The organism is Bradyrhizobium diazoefficiens (assembly GCF_016616235.1).
GTDB lineage: Bacteria > Pseudomonadota > Alphaproteobacteria > Rhizobiales > Xanthobacteraceae > Bradyrhizobium > Bradyrhizobium diazoefficiens_H.
This window is the reverse complement of the sequence record NZ_CP067100.1, coordinates 3,407,128-3,426,177: the sequence shown is the minus strand read 5'-3', so window position 1 is coordinate 3,426,177 and position 19,050 is coordinate 3,407,128. Positions and strand designations below refer to the sequence as shown.

Genomic DNA, 19,050 nt, shown 5'->3' with positions numbered 1-19,050 from the left:
AGCGAACAGAATTCCCTATTCGCCACTCACCATTCCCTATTCGCTTGTTACTCGATAATCGAGGCGACGACGCCGGCGCCGACGGTGCGGCCGCCTTCGCGGATCGCGAAGCGCAGCTTCTCTTCCATCGCGATCGGCACGATCAGGTGCACTTCCATCGCGATGTTGTCGCCCGGCATCACCATCTCGGTGCCTTCCGGCAGGTGCACGACACCGGTCACGTCGGTGGTGCGGAAGTAGAACTGCGGACGGTAGTTGGTGAAGAACGGGGTGTGGCGACCGCCCTCTTCCTTGGTGAGGATGTAGGCCTCAGCCTTGAACTTGGTGTGCGGCTTGACCGAACCCGGCTTGGCCAGAACCTGGCCGCGCTCGACGTCCTCGCGCTTGGTGCCGCGCAGCAGCGCACCGATGTTGTCGCCGGCCTGGCCCTGATCGAGCAGCTTGCGGAACATTTCGACGCCGGTGACGGTGGTCTTCTGGGTGGCGCGCAGACCGACGATCTCGATTTCCTCGCCGACCTTGACGACGCCGCGCTCGACACGGCCGGTCACGACGGTGCCGCGGCCCGAGATCGAGAACACGTCTTCAACCGGCATCAGGAACGGCTGGTCGATCGGACGCTCCGGCTGCGGGATGTACTCGTCGACGTTGCGCATCAGCTCGAGGATGGCGTCGTGGCCGAGCTTCTTGTCGGAATCTTCGAGGGCGGCCAGCGCCGAACCCTTGATGATCGGGATCTTGTCGCCGGGGAATTCGTACTTCGAGAGCAGCTCGCGGACCTCGAGCTCGACGAGCTCGAGCAGCTCCGGATCGTCGACCATGTCGCACTTGTTGAGGAACACGACGAGCGCGGGCACGCCGACCTGGCGGGCGAGCAGGATGTGCTCGCGGGTCTGCGGCATCGGGCCGTCAGCGGCCGACACGACCAGGATCGCACCGTCCATCTGGGCGGCGCCGGTGATCATGTTCTTCACGTAGTCGGCGTGGCCGGGGCAGTCGACGTGGGCGTAGTGGCGGTTCTGCGTCTCGTACTCGACGTGAGCGGTCGAGATCGTGATGCCGCGAGCCTTCTCTTCCGGCGCCTTGTCGATCTGGTCGTACGCGGTGAACGTTGCACCGCCGGTCTCGGCGAGGATCTTGGTGATCGCCGCGGTCAGCGACGTCTTGCCATGGTCGACGTGACCGATGGTGCCGATGTTGCAGTGGGGCTTGTTACGTTCAAACTTTGCTTTGGCCATTTGACTCTCCGTTCAATCGTCAGTTCGAGACCGACGACAATCAGGCAAACTTCTTCTGGACTTCTGCCGACACGTTGGCCGGCGCTTCTGCGTAGTGATCGAACTGCATGGTAAAGGTCGCGCGACCCTGGCTCATCGAACGCAGGTTATTCACGTAACCAAACATGTTCATGAGCGGCACCATCGCGTTGATGACGTTGGCGTTGCCGCGCATGTCCTGACCCTGGATCTGACCGCGCCGGGAATTCAGGTCGCCGATGACCGAGCCGGTGTAGTCTTCCGGGGTCACCACTTCGACCTTCATGATCGGCTCGAGCAGGACGGACTTGCCCTTCTGCAGCGCTTCCCGGAAAGCCGCGCGCGCTGCGATTTCGAAGGCGAGCGCCGACGAGTCGACGTCGTGGTACTTGCCGTCGACCAGCTGAACCTTGACGTCGACCACGGGGAAGCCCGCGACCACGCCAGAGCTCATCACGCTGTTCAGGCCCTTTTCGACGCCGGGGATATATTCCTTCGGCACCGCGCCGCCGACGATCTTGGACTCGAACTCGTAGCCCTTGCCGGGCTCGTTCGGCTCGACCACGATCGACACTTCGGCGAACTGACCGGTACCGCCGGTCTGCTTCTTGTGGGTGTACTTGACCTCGGCCCGCTTGGTGACGCGCTCACGGAATGCCACCTGCGGCGCGCCGATGTTGGCATCGACCTTATAGGTCCGCTTCAGGATGTCGACCTTGATGTCGAGGTGGAGTTCGCCCATGCCCTTGAGGATGGTCTGGCCGGACTCCTGGTCGGTCGACACGCGGAAGGACGGATCCTCTGCAGCAAGCTTCGCCAGCGCGACGCCCAGCTTTTCCTGGTCGGCCTTGGACTTCGGCTCGATCGCGATCTCGATGACCGGCTCGGGGAATTCCATCTTTTCCAGGATCACCTGCTTGTCGGGATCGCACAGCGTGTCACCGGTGCGCGCTTCCTTCAGGCCGGCCAGTGCCACGATATCGCCGGCATAGGCTTCCTTGATGTCTTCGCGGTTGTTCGCATGCATCAACAGCATGCGCCCGATGCGCTCCTTCTTCTCGCGGGTCGAGTTCACGACGCCGGTGCCGCTCTGGAGAACGCCAGAATAGATGCGGCAGAAGGTGATGGTGCCGACGAACGGGTCGTCCATGATCTTGAACGCGAGCAGAGCCAGCGGCTCCTTGTCGTCGGCCTTGCGCACGACTTCATTGCCCTTGTCGTCAGTGCCCTTGATCGCGGGCACGTCGATCGGCGACGGCAGATAGTCGACCACGGCGTCGAGCAGCGGCTGCACGCCCTTGTTCTTGAAGGCCGAGCCGCACAGCACGGGATAGAACGCGCCGGTCAGCACCGCCTTGCGGAGCAGACGCTTCAGGGTCGCCTCATCAGGCTCTTTGCCGTCGAGATAGGCGGCCATAGCATCGTCGTCGAGCTCGACGGCGGCTTCCACCATCTTCTCGCGGTATTCCTTGGCCTGGTCGACCATGTCTTCCGGAATGTCGACATAGTCGAACTTCGCGCCGAGCGACTCGTCGTTCCAGACGATGCCCTTCATCTTCACGAGATCGACGAGACCCTTGAAGTTGTTCTCGGCACCGATCGGAAGCTGGATCGCGATCGGCTTGGCGCCGAGGCGGTCAACGATGTCGGCCAGACATTTGAAGAAGTCCGCGCCGGTCTTGTCCATCTTGTTGGCGAAGACGATCCGCGGAACCTTGTATTTGTCGCCCTGGCGCCAAACGGTCTCGGTCTGGGGCTCAACGCCCTGGTTCGAGTCGAGCACGCAGACGGCGCCGTCGAGCACGCGCAGCGAACGCTCGACTTCGATGGTGAAGTCGACGTGGCCGGGGGTGTCGATGATGTTCAGGCGCTTGCCGTTCCAGAACGCGGTGGTCGCAGCCGAGGTGATCGTGATGCCACGCTCCTGCTCCTGCTCCATCCAGTCCATCGTCGCGGCACCTTCGTGCACTTCGCCGATCTTGTGGCTCTTGCCGGTGTAATAGAGGATGCGCTCGGTCGTGGTCGTCTTGCCGGCGTCGATATGCGCCATGATACCGAAGTTGCGGTAGTCTTCGATGGCATGTTGGCGGGGCATGGGGGTGTTCCTTGCGAGTCCGTTTGTTTCGCCGTTACCAGCGATAGTGCGAGAAGGCGCGGTTGGCTTCCGCCATCCGGTGCACGTCTTCACGCTTCTTGACGGCGTTCCCACGGTTGTTCGATGCGTCCAGGAGCTCCGCCGAGAGACGCTCCGTCATCGTCTTCTCGTTGCGCTCGCGCGCGGCCGAGATCAGCCAGCGGATGCCCAGCGCCTGACGGCGCGTCGAACGAACTTCGACCGGAACCTGGTAGGTCGCGCCACCGACGCGGCGGGAGCGCACTTCGATCGTCGGCATGACGTTCTCGAGTGCCTGCTCGAACACGCCGAGCGGGCTCTGCTTGGTCTTGGATTCGATGAGACCGAATGCACCGTAGACGATGCCTTCGGCGACCGACTTCTTGCCGGCGTACATCACCGAGTTCATGAACTTCGTGACGATGATGTTCCCGAACTTCGGATCGGGAAGAACTTCGCGCTTTTCCGCTGAGTGGCGACGAGACATTGAGCTGGTTCCCGCTTATTTCGGACGCTTCGCGCCGTACTTCGAACGACGCTGCTTACGGTTCTTGACGCCCTGGGTATCCAGAACGCCGCGGAGGATGTGGTAGCGCACGCCGGGCAAGTCCTTGACGCGGCCGCCGCGGATCATGACCACCGAGTGCTCCTGGAGGTTATGGCCTTCACCGGGGATGTAGCCGATCACCTCGAAACCGTTGGTCAGACGCACCTTGGCAACCTTACGAAGCGCCGAGTTCGGCTTCTTCGGGGTCGTGGTGTAGACGCGCGTGCAAACGCCGCGCTTCTGCGGCGACTGCTGGAGCGCCGGCACCTTCTTGCGCGACTTCTGCACTTCACGCGGTTGAGCGATCAGCTGGTTGATCGTCGGCATCCTGGCCTTACCCTTTGTTATCGCGGCCCCTTACGGGTCCGCTGTCTTGCCGCGGCCCGTCACCGGGACCGCAAATTCTTGCCGCGCTACCCGCCCGACGGGGCCGCCTCGCACGGAACAATCCGCACAAAGCGAAATTGCGCCAACCGCTCCATCAACGAGCGGAAAGCGCTTCGACGCCACAGAGGACCGCAGTATTCGGGCCGGTCAGCGCAACGCTGCGGCCCGCACCGAGGTCATGCATCCGAGTTCGATCTCAAGAGAACGTGCTCAAGAGAACTAAAATCGCACTGGCATTGCCTAGCTATGATCGACAGCGTTTGAGCGGCATTCGTCGAGGTTGGTGCCCGTCTTAAGTGACCCCTTGCAGATCTAATCCTGGGGGATCAACGGGTGGCCCGTTCCGACGCTGGCGATGCTCACCGCCTGTCGTTAAGTGAGGCGCTTTCTATAAGTGAGAATCGATCAAGTCAAGCGAAACGACAGTCGGAAAACGCTTCTGGCACCTATCGAAATCGCCGTTTGCCGCACTCACTGCGCCATCCGCAGATGGGCAGGGGTCGCCTGTTCCGCCGCCCCTGCGATCCATTTATATCCGGGTGAAATATACTTTTATATCTCTTGCTAAGGCTTTTTTTCCTGTTGATGCGGCAATCTGCCGCCTTCGGCGGAGAGTTGCGCCATGCGGTACACCGACATTGCCATTGTCGGCGGGGGATTGTCCGGCTCGACCGCCGCCGCAATGCTCGGCCGCGCCGGCATTTCTGCAGTGCTGATCGATCCGCATGAGAGCTATCCGGCGGATTTTCGCGTCGAGAAACTCAGCGGTCACGTCCAGGTCGAGCGATTCCTGAAGACCGGAATCGGAGAATCGGTGCTGCGCCGCGCGACCTTTGCCGGCGAGAACTGGATCGCGCGCTTCGGCTATCTGCTCGACAAGGCGCCGAGCCGGCAGTTCAACATTCTCTACGATTCCCTGGTCAACGCGATCCGCGACGAGATCCCTGTTGACGTCGAGCGGATCTGCGCCAAGGCGATCGCGGTCGAGACCAGCCCCGAGCGGCAGCGGATCGCGCTTTCCAATGACGAGACCATCTCGGCCCGCCTGGTCGTGCTCGCCAACGGCCTCAATGTCGGCTTGCGCCACCAGCTCGGCATCGCGCGCAAAGTCATCAGCGCCTGCCACTCGATCTCGGTCGGGTTCGACGTGGTGCCGGCGGGGCGGGATTCGTTCGGCTTCCCGGCGCTGACCTATTTCTCGGAACGGCCGAGCGACCGCATTCCCTACATCACGCTGTTTCCGATCGGCACGCGGATGCGCGCCAATCTGTTCGTCTACCGGGCCTTTGACGACCCGTGGCTGAACCAGCTGCGCCGCAGCCCGGCCGAGACGCTGAATGCCGCCCTGCCCCGGCTGAGACGCATCACCGGCGCATTCGACATCCCCGGCGAGATCAAGATCCGCCCCACGGATCTCCACGTGAATGACGCAGGCGGCCTGCCGGGCTTGGTGCTGGTGGGCGATGCCTTCGCAACCTCCTGCCCCGCCGCCGGCACTGGCTGCGACAAGGTCTTCACCGACGTCGAGCGGCTCTGCAATGTCTACATCCCGCAGTGGCTGGCCTCCGACGGGATGGATGTGAACAAGATCGCCGGCTTCTACGCCGATCCGCTCAAGCGGGCCTGCGACGAATGGTCAGCGGCCAAGGCGTTCGACTTCCGCTCGGTCTCGACCGCAACGAGCCCTTACTGGACGGCGCAGCGCTGGGCGCGCTTCATGGCCTGGTCGGTTCAGGGGTTGGCGCGGCCGCTTGGCGGCGCCCTCGATCTGGAGCCGAACTTCCTCGGTCACGCCTCCTCGTCGTCGTCGTCCTCGTCATCATCGAGGTCGTCGTCTTCCTCGCTGTCGTCATCGGCCTGAGCAACTGCGCTGTGCGGCTGGTGCATCTGGTCGTTCCACAGCTTGCGATAGGTGCCGTTCTTCGCGAGCAGCTCGGCATGCGAGCCGCGCTCGATCGCCTTGCCCCCTGAGATCACGATGATCTCGTCCATCTCGACCACGGAGGTGAGACGGTGGGTCGACCAGATCATGGTACGGCCCTTGGCGACCTTGAGCAGCGTGCGGTTGATCGCGGCCTCCGTGGTCTGGTCCAGCGCCGAGGTGGCCTCGTCCAACAGCAGCACCGACGGATTGCGGATGATCGCGCGCGCGATCGCGATGCGCTGGCGCTGGCCGCCCGACAGCGTATCGCCGCGCTCGCCGACCGGCGTGTCGTAGCGCTGCGGCAGGCTCATGATGTAGCGGTGGATCTCGGCCTTCCTGGCGGCCTCCTCCACCTCCTCGTCGGTCGCGCCTTCCTTGCCGAGCCGGATGTTCTCGCGGATCGACATGTTGAACAGCATATTCTCCTGGAACACGACCGCCATGCTCCGGCGCAGCGAATCCAGCGTCACCTTGCGGACGTCGACACCGTCGATAGTGACACGGCCCTCGTCGGGCACGTAGAGCCGCAGGATCAAATTGAGCAGCGTGCTCTTGCCGGAGCCCGAGGGGCCGACGATGGCGATGCTCTTGCCGACGTTGAGCTTGAGGCTGAGATTGTCCAGCACCGGCGTCTGGCTGCCCTCGTACTGGAAGGTGACGTGGTCGAAGGTGATGTCGTTGGTGATGCGCGGCAGGTCGGGCGCACCGGGGCGATCGGCGCCGCGGGTCGGCTCGTCGAGCAGTTCCTGGATGTGGCGGATCGCGGCGGCGGAGGAGATCGACACCGGGATGAAATGCATCACATGGGCGATGTTGTAGGAGACCTCCCAGAACGCGCTCTCGAAGGTGACGAAGGTTCCGATGGTGATCTGGCCCTTGGTCGCCAGATACGCGCCGATCGCGAGCACGACGAGATGCAGCAACAGCACCGAGATGGTAACGGTCCGCTCCACCATGGTGGACAGAAACGCGGCTGAAGCGATCCTGTGACGCGTCTCGTCGTTGCGGAAGGTGAAGAAGCCGAACATCTTGCGTTGCAGGCTGAACGCCTTGATCACCGCCTGCGCGGCCACGTTCTCCTGCACCATGCCGAGCAGCGCGCTCTCGTTGAGCTTCTGCTCGTAATTGGCCTGCACCGCTTTCGGGGTGAGGATGCGCGGGCCGATCAGCGTGATCGGGAACACCAAGAGCGCGACCGCGGCGAGCTGCCAGTTCAGGAACACCATCAGGATGATGCCGGCGATCAGTTCCAGAAACGGCAGCGCGGCGCTGTTGGCGAAGGATTTCACCGAGCCTTCGAAGGCCGAGAGGTCGACGGAGAAGCGCGACAGAATCTCGCCGCGCTTGGTGCGGCCGAAATAGCCCGCCGGCAGATCCTGGACGTGCTCGAACAGCCGCTTGCGGACCTCGGAGATGATGCAGCCGGCCAGCCGCGCATCCCAGAGCTCGTACCAGATCGCGACGATCGAGGTGAAGATGCCGGCGGCGGCGAGGACGCCGAGAATCTTGTACAGCGCCTGGAAATCCTCCTCGCCGAGCGCGTCGTCGATCAGGAACTTGAGGCTGAGCGGCATGATGACGTTGAACAGCGTCTCGACGACGACGCCGAACGCCACGAATGACAGCATCCGCTTGTAGTTGGTCAGGAACGGCTTGACGAAGCCGAGGATGGTGGCAAGCGCGCCGGCGGCCTCGCGCGCGGTGAAGACGACGAGGTCCTCGTCCTCATCGTCGTCATCGAGCTCCAGCTCGTCATCCTCCTCGTCTTCGTCGTTCTCGTCGTCTTCGAGGTCCGGCTTGACGGCGGAGGCGAACTTGTCGTCGAGTTCGGCCGCCCCTCCGGCGGCGAGTTTCTGTTTGTCGGGCGAGAGAGGCTTGGACGCCATGAAACCAACCGATGCTGACGGCCGGCATGACCGCAGAGAAAGCAGGACGTAGCGGAGAGCCGCTATCGCACCGATTCTATGCGATCATGATGAATTCGGCAAAGCAATTGGCGAATTCACCCGATTCTTGAAAGCTAGTCGTCGTCCTCGTCAGCGACCTTGTCGAAGAAGGAATAGCGCAGACTGTCGGCGTCGGCGTACCACTGCCCCGGGCCCTTGCCCGCGGCGAGCGTCGCCTCCCAGAGCGCGTCGGTGCAGTCCTTGCGGTGCATCGACAGATCGAAGCCGTTGCCGAAGAACAGTTCGGACCATTCCCACCAGGTGCCGAGCTTCTTGACCCCGCGCAGAAGGTCGTAGCGGTCGATCAACCCTGATGCCATGTCCGAAGTGATCGAGCCGAACACGAGGCCGGTCTTGACCACGCGGTTGAGCTCGCGAATCGCGCGGACCACCTGCTTCGGAGAAACATGGCAGAGGCTGGTCTCGAACACGAAATCGAAGCTGCCGTCCTTGAACGGCATGTCGGTGATCGAGCCGAGCTTGTTGTACTTCTTCAGCGCCTTCGGCGTCCTGGCGTGGATGGCACGGTTGTTCTCGATGCCGAAGGCATCGAAGCCGCGCTCGCGCAGCGCCCCGACCAGCTCGCCGCTGGCCGAGCCCGCAACCAGCAACTTCGCGCCCCTGGTCTTGCCCCAGACGATCCCGATCAGTTTTGTCAGATAGTCGGGATCGGTGAAGTGCCGCCACGCTTCGCTATAGGGGCCGAGACCGCGATAGTTCTCGAAATAGGCGCGGTCGACCTTATCGGAGACCGGCTTGCCGTCCTGCGCGCGCGCACGGCGCAGGCGCATCATCTCGGTGAGGATGATGTCGGTCGCCGCATCCGAGGAATCGAGCAGGCCATTCAGCGTGGAGTCGAACAGATAGTCGCCGACCACGACAATGCCGGGATGCTCCTTGGGTTCGGGCCGATGATTGGTCATGACGTCGCGTACCGGCAGACCGCCTGGAATCGCGTTCACCGACGACAGCCAGCGGTGGATCTTGCCTTCCATGAAATGCGAACGGGCATCGCCGAGCGAGGCCGGCAGCGATTTCAGCGCGGCATCGATCAGCTCCTGGTCCGAGAGGTTGGCGAAGGCGAGCGCGTCGGAGCCGGGAATGAGCCAATTCAGCACGCCATGCTTGCCGACGTCGTGGCGGGCGCCCTCGTTGTAGACGCAGCAGCCGCCGAAGGCCTCCGACATGAACCAGGCGCCGGAAATCTTCTCGCCCCAGAACGGGGTGTCGAACAGGATCGAGACGCGCAGATAATGCGCCGGACGGTCGAAATACGAGACGTGCTTGACCATCGACTTGCGCAGCTGCTCGCCTTCCCACCCCATCGTGGCGAGCCAGGAATGCGGCAGGCACATCAGCACGAGATCGAAGTCGCGCGTCTCCGGCCCCTTGCCGTTCATCATCCTGAGCTGGTAGCGGCCGGTCGGCGCCTTGCCGACGGTGAGCACGCGATGATTGAGCTGGATGTCGGCATTGACCTCCGACTGGAGGCACTCGATCAGCTGCTCGTTGCCGTTCTGGATGGAATAGAGGCCGATATAGCCGTCGACGTCCATCAAATAGTTCTTGAGCGCGTTGAGGCCGTTGGTGTTGTGGCTCTCGGTCGCGATGTCCGAGCGCGCCATCACCTTGAAGAAGCGCTTTGCGGTCTCGTCCTCGACCTCCTCGTCGAGCACCTGCTCGGCGGTCTTGTAGGCCCACGGGTTCTCGTTGTCGTGCGCGCCGACGCCCTCGTAATATTCGATCGGCGACATCGTCTCGGCGCAGCGCTTGCGGAACGCCTCGATCGCGGCCGCAGTCTTGGCGCCGTATCTGCGGCGCATGCCGGCAACGTCGTTGAGCAGCTCGCCGCCGAACTGCACCTGCTCGGCGTCCATCGGAATGGTCTGAAGGCCGAAATGCTGGATCAGCTCGCGCAGCGGATCGGGACCGGTCATCGAGTAATCGTAGATCTCGGCAACGCCAGCCTCGTACATCGCGGGCGCGGAATCGAATTTGCGCGTGACAATCTTGCCGCCGAGCCGGTCGGACGCCTCGAAGATGGTGATGCGGCAGAGATCGCCGAGCTTACGCTTCAGATACCAGGCGCTCATCAGCCCGCCGGGGCCGCCGCCTACGATTGCGAGATCAAGCATGTCAGTTCCGTGGTCTCCGGCCTTGCCCCCGTCACGGGATCCACCGGTGTAAGTCGCCTTAGCAGAAGCGCTTTTTTGGCTGAAGGAAAGATGAACAAAGGTTGATCCCGCACCGCAACAGGGAAACAAAGCAGCAAAAAGGCCGGCTTGCGCCGGCCTTTTCATTGTCCTCGGTATTCCTACGGATGAACGATCATTCCGCGGGCGGCAACGCAGGAAGCTCCGCTTCCGGCGCGGGCGACACCACGGCTGCCTGCTTCTCGCGCTCGTCCAGGATCAGCTTGTCGCGCTTCATCGCGACTTCGCGGATCTTGGCCATGGAGGCGCCGGTGCCTGCCGGGATCAGCCGGCCGACGATGACGTTCTCCTTGAGGCCTTCGAGCGGATCGATCTTGCCGTTGACTGCCGCCTCGGTGAGGACGCGGGTGGTCTCCTGGAACGAGGCCGCCGAGAAGAAGGAGCGGGTCTGCAGGCTCGCCTTGGTGATGCCGAGCAGAACCGGCGTACCCGTGGCGGGCTTCTTGCCCTCTTCCTTGGCCTTCTCGTTCAGTGCGTCGAACTCGATCTTGTCGACCTGCTCGCCGGAGATCATGTCCGTGTCGCCCTGGTCGGTGACTTCCACCTTCTGGAGCATCTGACGGACAATCACCTCGATGTGCTTGTCGTTGATGAGCACGCCCTGGAGCCGGTAGACTTCCTGGATTTCGTTGACCAGGTAGGCCGCAAGCTCCTCGATGCCCTTGACCGCAAGGATGTCGTGCGGCGCCGGGTTGCCTTCCACGATGAAGTCGCCCTTTTCGACGACGTCGCCGTCCTGAAGGTGGATGTGCTTGCCCTTCGGGATCAGGTACTCGCGCGCCTCCTCGGTCTTGTCCATCGGCTCGATCGAGATGCGACGCTTGTTCTTGTAGTCGCGTCCGAACCGGATGGTGCCCGCGATTTCGGCGATGATCGCCGCATCCTTCGGACGCCGTGCCTCGAACAGTTCCGCCACCCGCGGCAGACCGCCGGTGATGTCACGCGTCTTGGCGCTTTCGGTCGAGACACGGGCGAGGATGTCACCCGGGTTGACCTTGGCTCCGACGTCGACCGAGAGAATGGCGTCGACCGACAGCATGTAGCGGGCATCGCCGCCACGGGGGAGCTTGAGCACCTTGCCGTCCTTGCCCTTGACCACGATGGCCGGACGCAAGTCCGAGCCGCCGCGGGTCGAGCGCCAGTCGATGACCACGCGCTTGGCGATACCGGTGGCCTCGTCGAGCGTTTCCGAGATCGACTGCCCCTCGACCAGGTCCTCGAAGCCGATCGTACCCTCGACTTCGGTGAGGAGCGGACGGGTGTAGGGATCCCACTCAACGATGCGCTGGCCGCGCTTGACGTTGTCGCCCTCGTCGACATGCAGGCGCGAGCCGTACTGGACGCGGTGCGTCGCACGCTCGGTGCCGTCGGCATCGACGATCGCCACCACCATGTTGCGCACCATCGCGATCAGGTGACCTTCGCTGTTGCGGGCGATGGCCTTGTTCCGGATCACGATCTTGCCGTCGAAATTGGCTTCGACGAAAGACTGCTCGTTGAGCTGCGCCGCACCGCCGATGTGGAAGGTGCGCATGGTGAGCTGGGTGCCCGGCTCGCCGATCGACTGCGCCGCGATGACGCCGACGGCTTCGCCGTGGTTGACCGGCGTGCCGCGGGCGAGGTCGCGGCCGTAGCACTTGCCGCAGATGCCGTTGACGAGTTCGCAGGTCAACGCCGAGCGGATCTTCACCTCCTGCACACCACCCTGCTGGATGGCGTCCAGATGGCTCTCCTCCATCAGCGTATCGCGCTTGATGATCACCTTGCCCGAACTGTCCCGGATGTCTTCGCAGGCCGTGCGGCCGAGGATGCGCGAGCCGAGCGAGGCGACCACGGTGCCGGCATCGACGATGGCGCGCATCTTGATGCCGAGCTTGGTGCCGCAGTCGGACTGCGTGATGATGCAGTCCTGCGCGACGTCGACGAGACGACGGGTCAGATAGCCTGAGTTCGCGGTCTTCAACGCGGTGTCCGCGAGGCCCTTGCGGGCGCCGTGGGTCGAGTTGAAGTACTCGAGCACCGAGAGGCCTTCCTTGAAGTTCGAGATGATCGGCGTCTCGATGATCTCACCCGAGGGCTTCGCCATCAGACCGCGCATGCCGGCGAGCTGGCGCATCTGGGCCGGCGAACCGCGGGCACCGGAGTGAGCCATCATGTAGATCGAGTTGATGTCGGCATCGGCCCCGCTCGCCGTCTTCTTGGTCGAGGAGATTTCCTTCATCATCGCCTTGGCGATTTCTTCCGTGGCCTTCGACCAGGCGTCGACGACCTTGTTGTACTTCTCGCCATGGGTGATCAGACCGTCGTTGTACTGCTGCTCGAAATCCTTCGCCAGCGTACGGGTGGTGTCGACGATCTTCCACTTGCCGTGCGGCACGACCATGTCGTCCTTGCCGAACGAGATGCCGGCCTTGAACGCATTATAGAAGCCGAGCGCCATGATGCGATCGCAGAAGATCACCGTCTCCTTCTGGCCGCAGTGACGGTAGACCTGGTCGATGACGCCCGAAATCTCGCGCTTGGTCATCAGCTTGTTGATGATCTCGTACGAAATCCGCGGGTTCTTCGGCAGCAGATTGCCGAGCATGACGCGGCCGGCGGTGGTCTCGATCCAGCGCGTCGAGACCTTGCCGGTCTCGTCCATGCCTTGCCACCGGTACTTGATCTTGGTGTGGAGGTGGATGACCTTCGCGTGCAGCGCGTGCTCGAGCTCGGCCATGTCGCCGAAGATCTTGCCCTCGCCGGGCAGGCCTTCACGCATGATCGAGACGTAATAGAGACCGAGCACGATGTCCTGCGACGGCACAATGATCGGCTGGCCGTTCGCCGGATGCAGGATGTTGTTGGTCGACATCATCAGGACGCGCGCTTCCAGCTGCGCTTCGAGCGACAGTGGGACGTGCACGGCCATCTGGTCGCCGTCGAAGTCGGCGTTGAACGCCGAGCAGACCAGCGGGTGAAGCTGGATCGCCTTGCCCTCGATCAGCACCGGCTCGAACGCCTGGATGCCGAGGCGATGCAGCGTCGGCGCGCGGTTGAGCAGCACCGGGTGCTCGCGGATCACCTCGTCCAGGATGTCCCAGACCTCGGGCCGCTCCTTCTCGACCAGCTTCTTGGCTTGCTTGACGGTGGTGGACAGGCCCTTGGCGTCAAGCCGCGAATAGATGAACGGCTTGAACAGCTCGAGCGCCATCTTCTTCGGCAGGCCGCACTGATGCAGGCGCAGCTCGGGACCGACCACGATCACCGAACGGCCCGAATAGTCGACGCGCTTGCCGAGCAGGTTCTGACGGAAGCGGCCCTGCTTGCCCTTGAGCATGTCGGCGAGCGACTTCAGCGGACGCTTGTTGGCACCCGTGATGACGCGGCCGCGGCGGCCGTTGTCGAACAGCGCATCGACCGCCTCCTGAAGCATGCGCTTCTCGTTGCGGATGATGATGTCGGGCGCGCGCAACTCCATCAGCCGCTTCAAGCGGTTGTTGCGGTTGATGACGCGGCGGTAGAGGTCGTTGAGGTCCGAGGTCGCGAAGCGGCCGCCGTCGAGTGGCACCAGCGGACGCAGGTCCGGCGGAATCACCGGGACCACGGTCATGATCATCCATTCCGGCTTGTTGCCGGAGTGGCGGAACGCTTCCACGATCTTCAGGCGCTTGGCGAGCTTCTTGTGCTTGATGTCGGAGTCGGTCTCCTGCATCTCCGCGCGCAAGGACAATTCGAGCTTCTCGAGGTCCATGCCCTTGAGCAGCTCGCGGATCGCTTCGGCGCCGATCATGGCGGTGAACGAGTCCTGGCCGTACTCGTCCTGGGCCTTCAGATACTCGTCTTCCGACAGCAACTGACGGTCCTTGAGCGCGGTGAGACCCGGCTCGAGCACGACGTAGTATTCGAAGTAGAGGATCCGCTCGAGATCCTTCAGCGTCATGTCCAGCAGAAGGCCGATGCGCGAGGGCAGCGACTTCAGGAACCAGATGTGGGCGACGGGGGCGGCGAGCTCGATATGGCCCATGCGCTCGCGCCGGACCCGCGACAGCGTGACCTCGACCGAGCACTTCTCGCAGATGATACCCTTGTACTTCATGCGCTTGTACTTGCCGCACAAGCATTCGTAGTCCTTGATCGGCCCGAAGATGCGGGCGCAGAACAGGCCGTCGCGCTCGGGCTTGAAAGTACGGTAGTTGATGGTCTCCGGCTTCTTGATCTCGCCGTAGGACCAGGACAGAATCTTCTCTGGAGACGCGATCGAGATCCGGATCTGGTCGAAGACCTGAGCCGGCGTCGTCGGGTTGAAGAGATTCATAATTTCTTGGTTCATCGTCTTCTCCTCGCGTGCCGGTCGCCTCCGGCCGCAAATTCGAAAATCACTCGAGCAGGGCGCCCTGCCCTCAAGGCCTCAGACGGGTCGCCGATGCCCGGCCGTCAAAGGCCGGGCATGAAAGGTCGAATTACTCGGCCGCTTCCGAGGTCGGCGCCGGTCCCATCTTGGAGTTGTGCAGGTCGACGTTGAGGCCGAGCGAGCGCATTTCCTTGACCAGCACGTTGAACGATTCCGGAATACCGGCCTCGAACGTGTCGTCGCCGCGCACGATCGCCTCGTACACCTTGGTGCGGCCGGCGACGTCGTCCGACTTCACCGTCAGCATCTCCTGGAGCGTGTACGCCGCGCCGTAAGCCTCGAGCGCCCACACCTCCATTTCGCCGAAGCGCTGGCCGCCGAACTGCGCCTTGCCGCCCAGCGGCTGCTGGGTGACGAGCGAGTACGGACCGATCGAACGCGCGTGGATCTTGTCGTCGACCAGATGGTGCAGCTTGAGCATGTAGATGTAGCCCACCGTCACCTTGCGATCGAAGGCATCGCCGGTGCGGCCGTCATAGACGGTCGACTGACCCGAAGCGTCGAGACCGGCAAGCTTCAGCATCTCCTCGATGTCGGCTTCCTTGGCGCCGTCGAACACCGGGGTTGCGATCGGAACGCCGCGGCTGAGGTTGTGGCCGAGCTCGAGCAGCTCGTTGTCGTTGAGCGACTTGATGGTCTCGTCCTCGCCGTAGACCTTCTTCAAGGTCTCCTTCAGCGGCTTGATGTCCTGCTTCGACAGGTAGGCATCGACCGTCTGGCCGATACGCTTGCCGAGGCCGGCGCAGGCCCAGCCGAGATGGGTCTCGAGGATCTGTCCGACGTTCATGCGCGAGGGCACGCCCAGCGGGTTGAGCACGATGTCGGCATGCGTGCCGTCTTCCAGGAACGGCATGTCCTCGATCGGCACGATCTTCGACACCACGCCCTTGTTGCCGTGGCGGCCGGCCATCTTGTCGCCGGGCTGGATCTTGCGCTTCACCGCGACGAAGACCTTGACCATCTTCATCACGCCGGGCGGCAATTCGTCACCGCGCTGAAGCTTCTCGACCTTGTCGAGGAAGCGCTGTTCCAGCCCCTTCTTCGACTCATCGTACTGCTTCCGCATGGCCTCGATCTCGGCCATCAGCTTGTCGTTCGGCGAGGCGAACAGCCACCACTGCGACTTCGGGTACTCCTCGAGCACCGCACGGGTGATCTTGGTGTCTTTCTTGAAGCCCTTGGGACCGGCAATGCCCTGCCGCCCCTCGAGCAGCTCGGCAAGACGGTTGTAGACGTTGCGGTCCAGGATCGCCTGCTCGTCGTCGCGGTCCTTGGCCAGACGCTCGATCTCTTCCCGCTCGATCGCCAGCGCACGCTCGTCCTTGTCGACGCCGTGACGGTTGAACACGCGCACTTCCACGATCGTGCCCTGCACGCCCGGAGGAACGCGCAGCGAGGTGTCGCGGACGTCGGAGGCCTTCTCGCCGAAGATGGCGCGCAGCAGCTTTTCTTCCGGCGTCATCGGGCTTTCGCCCTTCGGCGTGATCTTGCCGACCAGGATGTCGCCGGCGCGCACTTCCGCGCCGATGTAGACGATACCGGCTTCGTCGAGGTTCTTCAGCGCTTCTTCCGAAACGTTCGGAATGTCGCGGGTGATTTCCTCAGGCCCGAGCTTGGTGTCACGGGCCATCACCTCGAATTCTTCGATATGAATTGAGGTAAACACGTCTTCCTTCACGATCCGCTCGGAGAGCAGGATCGAGTCTTCGAAGTTGTAGCCGTTCCACGGCATGAACGCGACCAGCACGTTGCGCCCCAGAGCGAGTTCGCCGAGATCGGTCGACGGACCGTCGGCGATGATGTCGCCCTTCTTGACGATGTCGCCGACCTTCACCAGCGGACGCTGGTTGATGCAGGTCGACTGGTTGGAGCGCTGGTACTTCATCAGACGGTAGATATCGACGCCCGACTTGGTCGGATCGAGATCTTCGGTGGCGCGGATGACGACGCGGGTCGCGTCGATCTGGTCGATCACGCCCGAACGGCGCGCCGCGATCGCGGCACCCGAGTCACGGGCGACCACGCCTTCCATGCCGGTGCCGACGAACGGCGCCTCGGCACGAACCAGCGGCACCGCCTGGCGCTGCATGTTCGAGCCCATCAGCGCGCGGTTGGCGTCGTCGTTCTCGAGGAACGGGATCAGCGCCGCAGCGACCGAGACGAGCTGCTTCGGCGAGACGTCCATGTAGTCGACCTTGTCCGGCGTCACCGGCAAGACTTCGCCGGCGTGACGGCAGACCACGAGATCCTCGGTGAAGCGGCCCTTGGGGTCGAGCGGCACGTTGGCCTGCGCGACCGTGTAGCGGCCTTCCTCCATCGCCGAGAGGTACACGACCTCGTCGGTGACGCGGCCGTCCTTGACCTTGCGATAAGGCGTCTCGACGAAGCCGTACTTGTTCACGCGCGCGAAGGTCGCGAGCGAGTTGATCAGGCCGATGTTCGGACCTTCCGGCGTCTCGATCGGGCAGATACGGCCGTAATGGGTCGGATGCACGTCGCGGACTTCAAAGCCGGCACGCTCGCGGGTCAGACCGCCCGGTCCAAGCGCCGAGAGGCGGCGCTTGTGGGTGATCTCGCTGAGCGGGTTGGTCTGGTCCATGAACTGCGACAGCTGCGAGGAGCCGAAGAACTCGCGCACGGCGGCAGCCGCGGGCTTGGCGTTGATCAGGTCCTGCGGCATGACCGTGTCGATGTCGACCGAGGACATGCGCTCCTTGATCGCGCGCTCCATACGCAGGAGGCCGATGCGGTACTGGTTCTCCATGAGTTCGCCGACCGAGCGCACACGGCGGTTGCCGAGATGGTCGATGTCGTCGATCTCGCCCTTGCCGTCGCGCAGGTCCACCAGGGTCTTGATGACCGAGAGGATGTCTTCCTTGCGCAGCGTGCGCTGGGTGTCGGGCGCATCGAGGTCGAGGCGCATGTTCATCTTGACGCGGCCGACCGCGGAGAGGTCGTAGCGCTCGGCGTCGAAGAACAGCGACTGGAACATGGCCTGCGCCGATTCCAGCGTCGGCGGTTCGCCCGGACGCATCACGCGGTAGATATCGAACAGCGCGTCCTCACGCGTCATGTTCTTGTCGGCCGAGAGCGTGTTGCGGATGTAGGGGCCGACATTGACGTGGTCGATGTCGAGCAGCGGCAGCTCCTTGTAGCCCTGCTCGTTGAGCGCCTTCATCAGCTTGTCGGTGATTTCCTCGCCGGCTTCGGCGTGGATCTCACCGGTCTTCGGGTTGACGAGGTCCTCGGCGACGTAGTTGCCGACCAACTCCTCGTCGGCCATGCGCAGCGCCTTCAGCCCCTTCTCCTGGAGCTGGCGGGCGGCACGGACGGTGAGCTTCTTTCCGGCCTCGAGCACGACCTTGCCGGTATCGGCATCGATCAGGTCGTTGACGGTCGAGTAGCCGCGGAAACGGTTGGCGTCGAACGGAACGCGCCAGCCTTCCTTGGTGCGCTTGTAGAGGATCTTCTTGTAGAACGTGGACAGGATCGCCTCGCCGTCGAGGCCGAGCGCGAACATCAGCGACGTCACCGGAATCTTGCGGCGGCGGTCGATACGCGCATAGACGATATCCTTGGCGTCGAACTCGATGTCGAGCCAGGAGCCGCGATACGGGATCACGCGGGCGGCGAACAGCAGCTTGCCCGAGGAATGGGTCTTGCCCTTGTCGTGGTCGAAGAACACGCCGGGCGAACGGTGCATCTGCGAAACGATCACGCGCTCGGTGCCGTTGACGATGAAGGTGCCGTTCATCGTCATGAGCGGGATGTCGCCCATGTAGACGTCCTGCTCCTTGATGTCCTTCACCGACTTCGCGCCGGTTTCCTCGTCGATATCGAACACGATGAGGCGCAGCGTCACCTTCAGCGGCGCAGCGAAGGTCATGCCGCGCTGGCGGCACTCGTCGACGTCATATTTCGGCTGCTCGAACTCGTAACGGACGAATTCCAGCATCGAGGTGCCCGAGAAGTCGGAGATCGGGAACACCGAGCGGAACACCGCCTGCAAGCCTTCATCGGCCCGACCGCCCTGGGGTTCGTCGACCATCAGGAACTGGTCATAGGACGCCTTCTGAACCTCGATGAGGTTCGGCATCTCGGCGACTTCCTTGATGTGTCCGAAGAACTTGCGAACGCGTTTGCGACCGGTGAATGTCTGCTGCGCCATCGTGGCCTCTCATTTCGTCGCCCGCTCTGGGCGCGCCGTCCGGAACGCGGCTGCCGCCGCTCCCCGGGTTGAATTTTTCGAACCCGTCTTGGGGGCCGGAAAC

Annotated in this window: 9 protein-coding genes; 1 reads left to right on the top strand and 8 read right to left on the bottom strand. The window is 63.2% G+C overall.

Annotation, left to right across the window (positions count from 1 at the left end):
* Positions 1–47 precede the first annotated feature (47 nt).
* From tuf to rpsL, 4 genes are read right to left on the bottom strand one after another with little or no spacing between them, the layout of a single operon-like run.
* On the bottom strand, positions 48–1,238 hold the full coding sequence (tuf, locus tag JJB99_RS16210; RefSeq protein WP_028177965.1) for an elongation factor Tu: 1,191 nt from the start codon (positions 1,236–1,238) through the stop codon (positions 48–50).
* 40 nt (positions 1,239–1,278) lie between these two features.
* Positions 1,279–3,351, bottom strand: coding sequence for an elongation factor G (gene fusA / locus JJB99_RS16205; protein ID WP_200499678.1), 2,073 nt, complete (start codon positions 3,349–3,351; stop codon positions 1,279–1,281).
* A 34-nt stretch (positions 3,352–3,385) separates the two neighbouring features.
* Positions 3,386–3,856 (bottom strand): 30S ribosomal protein S7, encoded by a 471-nt coding sequence (gene rpsG / locus JJB99_RS16200; RefSeq protein WP_195803892.1) that lies wholly within the window; start codon positions 3,854–3,856, stop codon positions 3,386–3,388.
* Positions 3,857–3,871: 15 nt separating this feature from the next.
* Positions 3,872–4,243: a 30S ribosomal protein S12 gene (gene rpsL / locus JJB99_RS16195; RefSeq protein WP_007603006.1), complete on the bottom strand. Its 372-nt coding sequence runs from the start codon at positions 4,241–4,243 to the stop codon at positions 3,872–3,874.
* Positions 4,244–4,925: 682 nt separating this feature from the next.
* Between rpsL and JJB99_RS16190 the strand changes: the two genes are divergently transcribed.
* Positions 4,926–6,164 (top strand): FAD-dependent oxidoreductase, encoded by a 1,239-nt coding sequence (locus tag JJB99_RS16190; RefSeq protein WP_200499677.1) that lies wholly within the window; start codon positions 4,926–4,928, stop codon positions 6,162–6,164.
* Here JJB99_RS16190 and JJB99_RS16185 read toward each other — a convergent pair.
* The 4 genes from JJB99_RS16185 to rpoB all read right to left on the bottom strand — a co-directional run bounded on the left by JJB99_RS16185 (position 6,092) and on the right by rpoB (position 18,947).
* Positions 6,092–8,113, bottom strand: a complete 2,022-nt coding sequence (locus JJB99_RS16185) for an ABC transporter ATP-binding protein (RefSeq protein WP_200499676.1) — start codon at positions 8,111–8,113, stop codon at positions 6,092–6,094. The two genes, JJB99_RS16190 and JJB99_RS16185, sit on opposite strands and share 73 nt — an antisense overlap.
* 134 nt (positions 8,114–8,247) lie before the next feature.
* Positions 8,248–10,308 carry an FAD-dependent oxidoreductase gene (locus tag JJB99_RS16180; protein ID WP_200499675.1) on the bottom strand — a complete coding sequence of 687 codons (2,061 nt, stop codon included), beginning with the start codon at positions 10,306–10,308 and terminating at the stop codon, positions 8,248–8,250.
* Between the two features lie 193 nt (positions 10,309–10,501).
* On the bottom strand, positions 10,502–14,698 hold the full coding sequence (gene rpoC, locus JJB99_RS16175; RefSeq protein ID WP_200499674.1) for a DNA-directed RNA polymerase subunit beta': 4,197 nt from the start codon (positions 14,696–14,698) through the stop codon (positions 10,502–10,504).
* A 130-nt stretch (positions 14,699–14,828) separates the two neighbouring features.
* Positions 14,829–18,947 carry a DNA-directed RNA polymerase subunit beta gene (gene rpoB / locus JJB99_RS16170; protein ID WP_200499673.1) on the bottom strand — a complete coding sequence of 1,373 codons (4,119 nt, stop codon included), beginning with the start codon at positions 18,945–18,947 and terminating at the stop codon, positions 14,829–14,831.
* Positions 18,948–19,050 lie beyond the last annotated feature (103 nt).

Excerpts from the sequence above, each read along its gene's own strand:
- tuf (WP_028177965.1), bottom strand. The coding sequence starts at position 1,238 with ATGGCCAAAGCAAAGTTTGAACGTAACAAGCCCCACTGCAACATCGGC.
- fusA (WP_200499678.1), bottom strand. The coding sequence starts at position 3,351 with ATGCCCCGCCAACATGCCATCGAAGACTACCGCAACTTCGGTATCATG.
- rpsG (WP_195803892.1), bottom strand. The coding sequence starts at position 3,856 with ATGTCTCGTCGCCACTCAGCGGAAAAGCGCGAAGTTCTTCCCGATCCG.
- rpsL (WP_007603006.1), bottom strand. The coding sequence starts at position 4,243 with ATGCCGACGATCAACCAGCTGATCGCTCAACCGCGTGAAGTGCAGAAG.
- JJB99_RS16190 (WP_200499677.1), top strand. The coding sequence starts at position 4,926 with ATGCGGTACACCGACATTGCCATTGTCGGCGGGGGATTGTCCGGCTCG.
- JJB99_RS16185 (WP_200499676.1), bottom strand. The coding sequence starts at position 8,113 with ATGGCGTCCAAGCCTCTCTCGCCCGACAAACAGAAACTCGCCGCCGGA.
- JJB99_RS16180 (WP_200499675.1), bottom strand. The coding sequence starts at position 10,308 with ATGCTTGATCTCGCAATCGTAGGCGGCGGCCCCGGCGGGCTGATGAGC.
- rpoC (WP_200499674.1), bottom strand. The coding sequence starts at position 14,698 with ATGAACCAAGAAATTATGAATCTCTTCAACCCGACGACGCCGGCTCAG.
- rpoB (WP_200499673.1), bottom strand. The coding sequence starts at position 18,947 with ATGGCGCAGCAGACATTCACCGGTCGCAAACGCGTTCGCAAGTTCTTC.